This is a genomic window from Affinibrenneria salicis (assembly GCF_008710095.1).
This window is the reverse complement of record NZ_VYKJ01000005.1, coordinates 224,033-236,422: the sequence shown is the minus strand read 5'-3', so window position 1 is coordinate 236,422 and position 12,390 is coordinate 224,033. Positions and strand designations below refer to the sequence as shown.

Genomic DNA, 12,390 nt, shown 5'->3' with positions numbered 1-12,390 from the left:
CGGGCCGTACGAGTGTGATATGATCGCCGTCCGTATTTGTTCTATCACACTCCACCATTATGAAATTTCCCGGTAAGCGAAAATCCAAACACTATTTCCCCGTCAGCGCCCGCGACCCGCTGTTGGTTGCCTCCCCCGTCGCGTCAGAAAGCATTGAGTCCTATATCGTCGGCATCGATCAGATTCTGGTGGATATTGAGGCGCAGGTCGATGATGAACTGCTCGAACGTTATAAGCTGAGCCGCGGGCAATCTCTGGTTGTGGATGACGACCGGGCCGAGGCGCTGTATGAAGAGTTGAAAGCTAACGATTTGATTAGCCATCAGTTTGCCGGCGGCACCATTGGCAATACGCTGCATAATTATTCTGTGCTGGCCGACGACAGTTCGATCCTGCTGGGCGTGATGTCGAGCAATATCCGCATCGGCAGCTACGCCTACCGCTATCTGTGCAATACTTCCAGCCGCACCAATCTGAACTACCTGCAGGCGGTGGACGGCCCCATCGGCCGCTGCTTTACGTTAATCGGCGACAACGGCGAACGCACCTTTGCCATCAGCCCCGGCGACATGAATCAGCTGCGGCCGGAAAGTATTCCTGAGTCTGTTATCGCCGGCGCTTCCGCGTTGGTGATCACCTCCTACCTGGTGCGCTGTAAACCCGGCGAGCCGATGCCGCAAGCGGCGATGCAGGCGGTGAACTGGGCGCATAAGTACCAGGTTCCGGTGGTGCTGACGTTGGGCACCAAATTTGTGATTGCGGACGATCCGCAGTGGTGGCGCGATTTTCTGCGCGAACACGTCTCGGTAGTGGCGATGAACGAAGAGGAGGCGCAGACTCTGACGGGGCTTGGCGATCCGCTGGCGGCGGCCGATAAAGTGCTGGACTGGGTAGATCTGGTATTGTGCACCGCCGGTCCCAGCGGTCTGTATATGGCGGGGTATACTGAAGAAACGTATAAGCGCCAGACACGCCATCCGTTGCTGCCGGGCGTCATCCCGGAATTCAACCGCTATGAATTCAGCCGGGCGATGCTGCGCGAGCATTGCCAGAACCCGCTGCGGGTCTATTCGCATATCGCGCCCTATATGGGCGGGCCGGAAAAGATCATGAATACCAACGGGGCGGGCGACGGCGCGCTGTCGGCGCTGTTGCATGATATTACCGCCAACAGTTACCACCGCATCAACGTACCGAACTCCAGCAAGCATCAGCGGCCCTGCCTGACTTACTCCTCGCTGGCTCAGGTATGTAAATACGCCAACCGCGTCAGCTATCAGGTGCTGAACCAGCATTCTCCGCGTCTGACGCGCGGTCTGCCGGAGCGGGAAGACAGTCTGGAAGAGGCCTACTGGGAGCGTTAAACGCTACGCCGGCGGCGTGAGAGTGGGGAAAGCGGGAAAAGGAAGAGGGGCTGTCAGGCTCAGCCCCTCGTATTACGCTCGTTCGTTTGCCGCCCCGGGACTAAATCGGGCACACCAGCCCCGGCTGCACTTTATCCAGCTGCAGCATGGTGATCATGCTATTGGCGATTTCCCGCTCGCCCATGACCACCTGGTCGGCGCCGTGCTCGGAGATATAGCTGACTTCGTCGTCGTAGTGCGCCCGGGCGATGATTTCCAGATCCGGTCTTTTCGTCCGCGCCGCCGCGACGATTTCCCCGGCTTCATAGCCGTTCGGAATGGTGATCAGCAGCCAGCGGGCGCAGTCGATACGGGCAAAATCCATAATTTCAGGTTTGGTGGCGTTGCCGAGCACCGCTTTGATGCCCTGTTCGCGCAGCGCGTCAACCCGCGTGCGTGAACTCTCCACCACCACCACCGGAATACCGGACTGATGCAGCTTCGCGCCCAGCAGGCTGCCGACCCGGCCATAGCCGACCAGCAGGGCGTGGTTGCACAGGTCGAGCGGGATTTGCTTTTCTTCCTCAATCGCTTCTTCGATGATTTGCTCTTCGATCGTTTCATTGCGCGCCAGGTAACGCTCCAGCATCGAGAACAGCAGCGGGTTAATCATGATCGACAGAATCGCGCCGGCCAGCACCAGATTGCGCCCTTCGTCGGTCATCAGCCCCAGCGCTACGCCCAGCCCCGCCAGAATAAAGGCGAATTCGCCGATCTGGGCCAGGCTGGTGGAGATGGTCAGCGCCGTGCGGCGCGAATGACCAAACAGCCGGACCAGCAGAAATGCCGCCACGGATTTGCCGAACAGAATGATCGACAGCGTGACCAGCACGGCGAGCGGGTCATTAATCAGGATCATCGGATCGAACAGCATGCCGACGGAAACGAAGAACAGTACGGCGAAGGCATCGCGCAGCGGCAGCGTATCATGCGCCGCGCGCTGGCTTAGCTCGGACTCGTTCAGCACCATGCCGGCGAAGAAGGCGCCCAGCGCGAAGGAGACATCGAACAGTTTGACCGCGCCGAAAGCGATGCCCAACGCCATGGCCAGCACCGACAGAGTGAACAGTTCGCGTGAGCCGGTGCTGGCGCTTTTGGCCAACACCCAGGGCACCAGCCGCCGGCCGACCACGATCATCAGGGTAATAAAGGCCACTACCTTACCAAGCGTCCAGCCGAGATCGGTCAGCAACTGACGGCTGTTGGTCTGTTCGCCATTGATCATATCGCTGAACGCCGGCAGCAGAACCAGCGTCAACACCATCGCCAGATCTTCGACAATCAACCAGCCAATGGCGATTTGACCGCGCTGGCTGTCGATCAGCTGACGTTCTTCCAGCGCCCGCAACAGCACTACGGTGCTGGCGGTCGACAGGCAAAGGCCGAACACCAGTCCGCTGGCCAGACTCCAGCCCAGCCCGGCGGACAGGCCGATGCCGAGCAGCGTCGCCACGGCGATTTGCGCGATGGCGCCGGGAATGGCGATGGATTTTACCGCCATCAAATCTTTCAGCGAAAAATGCAGACCCACGCCGAACATCAACAAAATAACCCCCAGCTCGGCCAGTTCCTGCGCCAGCGATGAATCGGCGACAAAACCCGGCGTAAAGGGACCGACCAACACGCCGGCCACCAGATAGCCGACCAGAGGAGAAATGCGCAGGCGATTGGCCAGCAGGCCGAGAAGGAAGGCGAGAACGAGGCCTCCCACAATGGTAGTGATCAGCGGTGTTGTATGATGCATCCCGACTCCTTTGCCATGCATGAAAGTGAACGAGCGGACTTACTTTGTAATTTTATTGCATAGAGATAAAAACTGCCTGAATAATAAGGGTTACCTATGATAAATATTCGTTTATCAAACTATTCATACTCTAACACAGATTTAATACAAAATTCTTTCAACAACTATTGATTAATCTGAATTATTATCATCAAAAAGCACATTTATTACGGGTTTTCCCGTCCATGCTCGCGCCACGTCTGGCGAGGGCCGCCGTTTCTTTGCTCATTTCGCCAGGAAAGGTGGTGATAAAACAGCAAATGTCAGCATGGCGTCATCAAAGCGCCAAATTTCGCAGATATCTTTTTCCATTATCGTACGGGATGTGACCGACGCCGGCGCGTTTAGCGTCGCGTCGGATTAGCGAGGCCTGGCGCGGCGCGGCGGCTCGCCGTTTGCGTCGGACGATGGAATTGGCATAAAGGTTTTATAGTAGGGTAATATCGCCAGTCGTGTGCGCGGGGTATCAAATATCAGTCGACGACAGGCTATAAATTTCAGTATATGCGGTAAGGCGCGCGGTCGCGGCCCGGGCGCGGCGTTAAACGGCGCCCGGACCGCCGGTTTGCCGCCGCGTATGTTTATGCCGGCGGCGATGGCGCGCGCCGGCGCATCTGCGGCCTGATATATAACGGGCTATGACAACCGGCAAGGGAGACATTCATGGGTTGGGTAACAAAAACGGTAGGCTGCGCGCTGGCCATATCGGTGGCGCTGGCGCCTGCGTGGGCGAGCGCATGGGAGAAAGACAAGACCTATGCCATCACCATATTGCATACCAACGACCACCACGGCCGTTTCTGGCACAACGATAAGGATGAATACGGTCTGGCCGCGCAGAAAACGCTGGTTGATCAGATTCGTAAAGAAGTCGCTTCGCAGGGCGGCAGCATGCTGTTGCTGTCCGGCGGGGATATTAATACCGGGGTGCCGGAGTCGGACTTACAGGATGCGGAGCCCGATTTCCGCGGTATGAGCATGGTGGGTTACGATGCGATGGCGATCGGCAACCACGAGTTCGATAACCCGCTTTCCGTACTGCGCGAACAGGAAAAGTGGGCTAAATTCCCACTTTTATCGGCTAATATCTATCAGAAAAGCAGCGGCCAGCGTTTATTCAGGCCCTACACCCTGTTTGATAAACAAGGGATAAAAATCGCTGTAATAGGTCTGACGACCGACGATACCGCCAAACTCGGCAATCCTGAGTATTTTACCGATATCGAATTCCGTTCGCCGGCGGCGGAAGCCCGCAAAGTGGTGGAACAGCTGCGCGAGAACGAAAAGCCGGATGTGATTATCGCGGCGACTCATATGGGGCATTATGACAACGGTCATCACGGCTCCAACGCTCCCGGCGATGTGGAGATGGCCCGCAGTTTGCCGGCCGGCTATCTGGACATGATCGTCGGCGGACACTCGCAGGATCCGGTCTGTATGGCCAGTGAGAATAAAAAGCAGGTCGACTATGTGCCCGGTTCGCCCTGTACGCCCGATCGGCAGAATGGCATTTGGATCGTGCAGGCGCATGAGTGGGGTAAATATGTCGGCCGCGCCGATTTTGAATTCCGCAACGGCGAACTGAAGCTGACGCACTACCAGCTGATCCCGGTCAACCTGAATAAGCGCGTTAAACACGCGGACGGCAGTAGCGAACGCGTGTATTACACTCATCCGATCGCGCAGGACGCCGACATGCTGAAACTGCTGACGCCGTTCCAGCAAAAAGGGCAGGCTCAGCTCGGCGTGAAAATCGGCAGCGTGCATGGCCACCTTGAGGGCGATCGCAGTAAAGTGCGTTTCCAGCAGACCAATCTGGCGCGCGTGTTGCTGGCCGCGCAGATGGAGCGGACCCATGCCGACTTCGCGGTGATGAGCGGCGGCGGCGTGCGAGACTCGATCGAAGACGGCGATATCACCTATAAAGATGTGCTGAAAGTCCAGCCTTTCGGCAATACGCTGGTCTATGTGGAGATGAAAGGCAGCGAAGTCGAACCTTACCTGGCCAAAGTGGCGAATATGCAGGTGGACTCCGGCGCCTATGCCCAGTTCGCCAACGTCAGCCTGGTCGCCGATGGCAACGGGGTGAAGGACATTAAGATCAACGGCGCGCCGCTGCAGGCGGATAAAACCTATCGCATGGCGACGCTGAGTTTCAACGCGATGGGCGGCGATGGTTATCCGAGGGTCGATGATAAGCCTGGCTACGTCAATACCGGCTTCATCGATGCGGAAGTGCTGAAGCAATACATTGAGAAGCACTCGCCGCTGGATGCGGCGGCCTATCAGCCGAAAGGCGAGATCGTTTATCAGTAAGCGCATCGCCTGACGGGCGCGTTCATCGTCGATGAGCGCGGCCCGTTTCTTTTTCTTCTTCGCGCAGGCGGCCGGGCATTAATCCCGGCGGGCGATATCGGCGAAGGTTGCCTGCAACAGGCGCGCCAGATCGTCGGCGGCGAGTTCAATATCCAGCCCGCGTTTGCCGCCGGAAATAAAAATCGTGGCGAACTCGCGGGCCGGCGCGTCAATCACCGTCGGCAGGCGTTTCTTCTGCCCCAGCGGGCTGATTCCCCCCACCAGATAACCGGTTACCCGCTGCGCCAGCTGAGGATCGGCCATATCCGCTTTTTTGGCCGCGAGGGCGCGGGCGACTTTTTTCAGGTCCAGCTGGCTGGCGACCGGCGTAACGGCGACCGCCAGCTGTTTCGCATCGCCGTTCAGGGCGACCAGCAGGGTTTTATAGACCTGCGTGGCATTCAGCCCCAGTTTCTCGACAGCTTCCTCGCCAAAATGCGTTTCGTCGCTATTGTGCTGGTAGCTGTGTAACGTAAAGGCAATGTTATTCTTTTCCAGTAGTTTGATGGCGGGTGTCATGTGAATGCTTTCCTTACGGTAACGGTATACTCCTGCCTCTGCCGACGACGGCGCGCGCCGGTCGCCTCAGGGCCGGCGGGTATATTTAGCGGTGTTGTAATAAATCAGGCAAATTGTTGTCGCCATACAGATGCAGCGCGCCCACCGCAACCACATAACGCCCGGCGGGCAGCGCCTGCAGCACCTGCTGCCAGCGACGATTGCGTTGGTTCATCAGCAGATCGTTCATTTCATGGCTAAAGGTGGCGGGCAGCGGCGCAGCGGGCGCGCCGGGTCTGGCCTCCAGCCACCAGCCGACCATGGTCTGCAGCAGGCGGGCGTTGGCATGCCAGTGAAACAGCGTATCCTCCAGCAGGGGCAGTCCGTCCTGCGGCAGCTGTTGCAACAGATCAATCTGGCTGGCGGCGCCCTCCAGCTCGATAATCTTTATTCCCTGCGCCTTCGCGGCGTTAATCATCTGATAGTCGATGCCATAATCGGGCCGCAGCCCCAGTTGCTGCGCCTGGCGCGCCTGCAGCATCAGCGCCGCCTGCCAGGCGGGCAGCGCGCTAAGCGCCTGCTCGCTGAACGCCAACGTCCCGCATATCTTGCGCAGTTTTTCATACAGCGCCGGGCTCAGCCGCTGCGCCAGCGGCGCGCGCGCCTCCTCCGGTTGAAAGGGCGAGGCGCCGTCCCCGGCGATGTCAGCCTCGACGATCAGCGCGTCCGCCTGCTGCAGCAACTGCTGCAGGGTTTCCGGCAGGGGCGACATCTCAATGGTGCCCATGTGAATACTGCCGACCAGATGTAACTGCCGGTTATCCGGCAGTTGGATATCTATCGCCGGGTAACCATAGGCCAGCGGGGAGATCAGGCCCAAAAAGGCGGCGATGCGGCGTAGCAGTTGACCCATAAAATCCGGCTCCTGAAGTTAGTGACTTTATGGTAAGCGCTAACGGCGGCGAGTTGTAGCCGTTAGCGGTATAAAAATGTGACCGACGCGGCGGCCGGTCCGGGAGAAGGGCAAGACAAAGGCGGCGGCCGCTTAGCTTTTCGGCTTAAAGCGCAGCAGCCGGTTGGCGTTGCTGACCACGGTGATGGATGAGAGCGCCATAGCCGCGCCCGCGATGACCGGGCTGAGCAGCGTGCCGGTCAGCGGGTAGAGCACGCCGGCGGCGATCGGGATGCCGAGCGAGTTATAAATGAAGGCGCCCAGCAGGTTCTGTTTCATGTTGCTCAGGGTGGCGCGCGACAGCGCCAGCGCATCGGCTACGCCGTGCAGGCTGTGGCGCATCAGCGCGATGGCGGCGGTTTCGACGGCGATATCGCTGCCGCCGCCCATGGCGATGCCGACGTCGGCCTGCGCCAGCGCCGGGGCGTCATTGATGCCGTCGCCGATCATCGCCACCCGTTTTCCCTGCGCCTGCAGTTGCTTAATCGCGGCGGCCTTGCCGTCCGGCAGGACGCCGGCAATCACCCGATCGATACCGGCTTCTGCGGCGATGGCGTGCGCCGTCGCCGCGTTGTCCCCGGTCAGCATCACTAACTGATAGCCCTGTTGATGCAGGCGGCGCAGGGCGGCCACGCTGTCGGCGCGCAGCGGATCGCGGATCGCGAACAGGGCGGCGATTTTTCCGTCCGCCGCCAGCAGCACCGGCGTGGCGCCGCTTTCCGCCTGGGTTTTGAGCAAGCTATCAGCGAGACTGCAGTCGATTCCGTGCTGTTCCAGCAGCGTCCGGTTGCCCAACAATAGCGTTAATTGCTCAAGCCGGCCGCTGACGCCGAGACCGCGCAGGGTGTGAAACTGTTCGGGCGCGGAGATAGGCAGATCCGCGCCGCGCGCCAGAATCGCCCGCGCCAGCGGATGGCTGGAACCCTGTTCCAGCGCCGTCGCCCAGCCGAGCGCCTGCCGCTCGCTAACGTCGCCGAAGGTATGGATCGCGGCCACGCTCGGTTGCCCTTCGGTCAGGGTCCCGGTCTTATCGAAGACCAGCGTATCCAGCGTGCTGGCCTGCTGCAGCGCATCGGCGTCGCGTACCAGCACGCCGAATTCGGCGGCTCGGCCGACCCCGGCGATAATCGACATCGGCGTCGCCAGGCCGAGCGCGCAGGGGCAGGCGATAATCAGTACGGTGGTGGCGATCGCCAGGGTATAGACGATCTGCGGCGGCGGGCCGACGAAATACCAGACCGCCCCGCTGATGAGGGCGATCGCCACCACCACCGGAACGAAAACGGCGGAGATGCGGTCCGCCAGCTGGCCGATGGCCGGCTTGCTGCTCTGCGCCTGGCGCACCAGACGAATAATGCGCGCCAGCGTGGTCTGGTTGCCGATCGCCTGCGCCTGCAGCAGGGCGCCGCCGTCCTGCACCTGGGTGCCGGCATGCAGACGATCGCCGACGCTCTTGCGCTGCGCCAGCGGTTCGCCGGTCAGCATCGCTTCATCGACCCACACCTCGCCGGTGGACAGCGTACCGTCCACCGGCACGCGATCGCCCGGCGTCAACCGCAGGATCATGCCGGCCGTCACCGCGGCCAGCGGCAGCAGCCGGTCGCCGTCCGGCGTCACTACCCTGGCCTGCGGCGGCGTGAGATCCAGCAGGCGCTCCAGCGCGCGCGAAGAACGCTGGCGCGCGCGTTGCTCCAGCGCATGGCCCAGATTAATCAGGCCGATAATCATCGCGCTGGCTTCATAATAGAGATGACGCGCTTCGTGCGGAAAGAGCGCCGGCCACAGGTTAACGATAATGGAGTAAAGCCAGGCGGCGCCGGTTCCCAGCGCCACCAGCGTATCCATGGTGGCTGCGCCGTTGCGCAGACTGCGCCAGGCGTTACGGTAGAAATGGCCGCCGGCCAGCACCATCACGGCCAGCGTCAGCCAGCCGACCGCCAGCCAGGGCAGGCGGCTGGCCGGGGTCAGCGTCATACTGCCGCCCAGTATGCCCCACAGCATGAGCGGAACGCCCAGCAGCAGACCCAACGCGGCCTGCCACTGAAAACGGCGTATGTTGCGGCGCGCGCTTTGCTGCTGACGCGCGCGCCGTTGCTCTTCATCCTGAATAATTTCCGCGCCGTAGCCCGCCTGGCGCACGGCGGCGATCAGCGCCTGCGGATCGCCGCCGAGGACCAGCGCGCTGCGCTCCGCCAGATTAACGTTGGCGCGCGTGACGCCCGCGACGCCGCGCAGCGCGTTCTGCACCCGGCTGACGCAGCTGGCGCAGCTCATGCCGTCAAGCAGCAATTGCACGCCGTCATCTTCATCCGCCGCGGGCGCGGAACGGGCCGGAAGAGGGGAGTGCGCCGCTGGCACAGATTCCGGCTCCGCGTCTGTGCGTGCCAGCGGCTCAGTTTTTGGGCGCCCGTCCTCCGCCGGCCGTGCGCTGGCGTGATAGCCGGCGTTTTCTATCGCCTGAACCAGCGCCGCCGTATCGGCCGCGCCGTAAACGCGGGCTTCGCTGAGCGATACCTCGGCCGCCTGCACGTCGGGCACGGCCTCCAGCGCTCGCTGCGCGCTGGCGACGCAGTGCTGGCAGTTGAGGCCGCTCAGGCTCAGCACATGATCCGGCGCCCCGGCGGCTTCGGCCTGGTAGCCGGCCTGCTGAATACAGTCGATCAGCGCGTCGCGGTCGGCTGAGCCGGTAATTCTGGCGTAGTTCAGCGTAACGTCGGCCTGTTCGACCTGCGCATTTTTTTCCAGCGCCTGTTTGACTCGCTGTACGCAGTGACCACAGCTGAGTCCCTGCAGCGCGAGCAGTACGGTGTGTGACATCGTTAACCTCCTCCCGGATGGCGACCGGCGACGAAATCGATTGACCGGCCGGATCATTTCCTTTAGTTATGGCTAAGGTTAAACCTTCCAGCAAGGGTAAGGTCAAGGGGGAGCGATGAATATCAGCGACGTGGCGAAAAAAACCGGCCTCACCAGCAAGGCGATCCGTTTTTACGAGCAGAAAGCGCTGCTGACCGCGCCGCCGCGTTCGGATAACGGCTACCGTCATTATAATACGCATCATATTGAAGAACTGACGCTGCTGCGCCAGGCGCGTCAGGTCGGCTTTAGCCTGGATGAGTGCCGCGAGCTGGTGGCGTTGTTCAACGATCCGGGCCGGCACAGCGCCGATGTTAAGGCGCGCACGCTGCACAAGGTGCGGGATATTGAACGGCATATTGAAGAGCTCAGGGCTATGCGTCAGCGCCTGCTGGATCTGGCCGCCGCCTGCCCGGGCGATGACAGCGCGGACTGCCCGATTATCAGCGGCCTCGCCGGCTGTTGCCATACTGACTCGCGCCGTTCGGACGACTGAACGACGGTCGAATTTGCCGATATAACCCAGAGTAACGACGGGCAGATGGCTACTGCGATCGGCATGTGGCTGAAAGGAGAGCTGTCTCGCATCCGCATTGGCAATAAAAATTTATAATCATTACTGACTATTAAAAATAGAAAAAAGAATATTCAGTATGATGTTATCAAATTTTATTTCCGCCTTGAGTTTTCAGCGATTATTACCGCCGGCTGCCCCTCTGATTAATTACCTTCGCTTATTTTTCCCCGATACGTTACGCAGCAAAATGATCTTACTGACGGTATTTATGGTTTTTCTGCCGGTGCTGATCATGGCTTATATTGTTGAAGTACAGGGCAAGGAGGCGCTGCTGCGCGAAAAGGAACAGAAGCTGTATGCGATAACCCGCCTGCTCGACAACGCATTAGGCGACGGTCTGGAGCGATTTGCCGATCTGCCGCCGGCGCAGCGCATTCAGGCGCAGAATAAACGCCTGTCGGCCGTGACGGATGAAATCGCCCGGGCGTTCGTCAACGTCGGCGCGGGCTATTACAGTAAACGGCTGGACGCCATTATTACCTATGCGCCGCAGGCGAAATACGGCGGTACGGTTGGCACGTCGATTTCGCCCGATCACCCGGGGCGCCAGGTAATGTTGAGCGGCACGCCGTTAGTGAAATCCGGCTTTCAGGTCAGGGGCCACATTATGAACGCCATGAGCCCGATTTATCGTCATGGCGACGTTATCGGCTATATCTGGGCGAATGAATTATCCAATGATATAGACAAACAGGCGCTGGACATGGACGTCAGTATTATTATCGTCATCAGTATCGGTTTGATTATCAGCTTGTTTTTGATTATCTGTTTTTCCCGCCGCTTTACCCGCGATGTGGAAGTGATAAAAACGGGCGTCAGCCAACTCGCGCTTGATTTAAATACGCGCCTTCCCGCGCTGCGCGGAGAAATGGGGAAAGTTGCTGACAGCATTAATACCCTGGCGCGGGATCTACGCGAGGCGCGTACGCTGAATGAATTAATTATCGACAGCGCGGCCGATGGCGTTATCAGCATTGATAATCACGGCAAGATTACCATGTGCAATCCGGCCGCTCAGGAAATTACCGGCTACCGTCACGATGAGCTGATCGGCAAACACTATCATTCTGTATTTGAAAAAGAGGGCTTTCACAGCCCGATACTGGATACGCTGGCCTGCGGCGTGGGGCACGTCGGCGTGGACGTTAATTATCCGGCCAAGGAAAAAATACTGCAGGTGAAGGCCAGCAGCAGCCAGTTAAGGAGCGCCGGCGGGGAGATTATCGGCGCGCTGGTGATCTTCACCGATCTGACGGCGCAAAAGCAGATGCAAAGGCAGATTGAGCGGGCGGAGAGGCTGGCTACGCTGGGCGAGCTGATGGCCGGCGTGGCGCACGAGGTGCGCAATCCGCTGACCGCCATCAGCGGCTTCGTGCAGTATCTGAAAGAGGGGGAGCGCGATAGCCGGCGAGTGGAATACATCAATATCATTCTGAAAGAGGTCCACTCCATTAATAAAGTGATCCAGCAACTGCTCGATTTCGCGCGCCCTCATCCGCGCCATTATCAATCCGTCGCCATTAATTCGCTTATTCGCGAGACGCTGCTGCTGGTGCATACGCACGGACTGGATAAACGGGTGAATTTCATCATCACGCTGGATGACGAAATTAAGGCGATTGAGGCGGACGGCGAGCTGCTGAAACAGGTGGTCCTGAATTTGTTGATTAATGCGCTGCAGGCTATTCCTGCGCGGGGCGAGATCGCGCTCTCCACCTGCCGCGACGGCGACGATAAGCTGCGGATCGTGATTAGGGATAGCGGCACGGGGATTTCGCCGCAGGTGATGAACAAGATCTTTACCCCGTTTTTCACCACCAAATCCGACGGCACCGGGCTGGGGCTGTCGATTGCGCAGCGAATTATTACCGATCACAACGGCGATATCATGATCGACAGCCAGCCGCCGCACGGCACCACCGTTACGCTGATTCTGCCGCTGCGCGACAGTAAGCGGAGGCCATAA

General features: G+C 59.6%; 8 protein-coding genes. 4 read left to right on the top strand and 4 right to left on the bottom strand.

Going from position 1 to position 12,390, the window contains the following annotated elements:
* Positions 1-59 precede the first annotated feature (59 nt).
* The gene (locus FJU30_RS12165; protein ID WP_150435230.1) at positions 60-1,364 is read left to right on the top strand and encodes an inosine/guanosine kinase; all 1,305 of its coding nucleotides are present in this window, start codon (positions 60-62) and stop codon (positions 1,362-1,364) included.
* 100 nt (positions 1,365-1,464) lie between these two features.
* Here the strand turns inward: FJU30_RS12165 and ybaL are convergent, their stop codons facing one another.
* Complete coding sequence (gene ybaL, locus FJU30_RS12160) at positions 1,465-3,147, bottom strand: YbaL family putative K(+) efflux transporter (RefSeq protein WP_150435229.1); 1,683 nt, start codon at positions 3,145-3,147, stop codon at positions 1,465-1,467.
* Between the two features lie 702 nt (positions 3,148-3,849).
* Between ybaL and ushA the strand changes: the two genes are divergently transcribed.
* Positions 3,850-5,502, top strand: a complete 1,653-nt coding sequence (gene ushA / locus FJU30_RS12155; protein WP_150435228.1) for a bifunctional UDP-sugar hydrolase/5'-nucleotidase UshA — start codon at positions 3,850-3,852, stop codon at positions 5,500-5,502.
* A gap of 78 nt (positions 5,503-5,580) precedes the next feature.
* Here the strand turns inward: ushA and ybaK are convergent, their stop codons facing one another.
* The 3 genes from ybaK to copA all read right to left on the bottom strand — a co-directional run bounded on the left by ybaK (position 5,581) and on the right by copA (position 9,808).
* The gene (gene ybaK, locus FJU30_RS12150; protein ID WP_150435227.1) at positions 5,581-6,060 is read right to left on the bottom strand and encodes a Cys-tRNA(Pro)/Cys-tRNA(Cys) deacylase YbaK; all 480 of its coding nucleotides are present in this window, start codon (positions 6,058-6,060) and stop codon (positions 5,581-5,583) included.
* An 85-nt stretch (positions 6,061-6,145) separates the two neighbouring features.
* Positions 6,146-6,952, bottom strand: coding sequence for a TraB/GumN family protein (locus FJU30_RS12145; protein ID WP_150435226.1), 807 nt, complete (start codon positions 6,950-6,952; stop codon positions 6,146-6,148).
* Positions 6,953-7,084: 132 nt separating this feature from the next.
* The gene (gene copA / locus FJU30_RS12140; protein WP_150435225.1) at positions 7,085-9,808 is read right to left on the bottom strand and encodes a copper-exporting P-type ATPase CopA; all 2,724 of its coding nucleotides are present in this window, start codon (positions 9,806-9,808) and stop codon (positions 7,085-7,087) included.
* 115 nt (positions 9,809-9,923) lie between these two features.
* Here copA and cueR point away from each other — a divergent pair, with 115 nt between their 5' ends.
* Entirely contained in the window at positions 9,924-10,343 is a 420-nt protein-coding gene (gene cueR / locus FJU30_RS12135; RefSeq protein WP_150435224.1) for a Cu(I)-responsive transcriptional regulator, read from the top strand.
* A 223-nt stretch (positions 10,344-10,566) separates the two neighbouring features.
* Positions 10,567-12,390: a two-component system sensor histidine kinase AtoS gene (gene atoS / locus FJU30_RS12130; RefSeq protein ID WP_223881575.1), complete on the top strand. Its 1,824-nt coding sequence runs from the start codon at positions 10,567-10,569 to the stop codon at positions 12,388-12,390.

Excerpts from the sequence above, each read along its gene's own strand:
- ybaK (WP_150435227.1), bottom strand. The coding sequence starts at position 6,060 with ATGACACCCGCCATCAAACTACTGGAAAAGAATAACATTGCCTTTACG.
- copA (WP_150435225.1), bottom strand. The coding sequence starts at position 9,808 with ATGTCACACACCGTACTGCTCGCGCTGCAGGGACTCAGCTGTGGTCAC.
- ushA (WP_150435228.1), top strand. The coding sequence starts at position 3,850 with ATGGGTTGGGTAACAAAAACGGTAGGCTGCGCGCTGGCCATATCGGTG.
- ybaL (WP_150435229.1), bottom strand. The coding sequence starts at position 3,147 with ATGCATCATACAACACCGCTGATCACTACCATTGTGGGAGGCCTCGTT.
- cueR (WP_150435224.1), top strand. The coding sequence starts at position 9,924 with ATGAATATCAGCGACGTGGCGAAAAAAACCGGCCTCACCAGCAAGGCG.
- FJU30_RS12165 (WP_150435230.1), top strand. The coding sequence starts at position 60 with ATGAAATTTCCCGGTAAGCGAAAATCCAAACACTATTTCCCCGTCAGC.
- FJU30_RS12145 (WP_150435226.1), bottom strand. The coding sequence starts at position 6,952 with ATGGGTCAACTGCTACGCCGCATCGCCGCCTTTTTGGGCCTGATCTCC.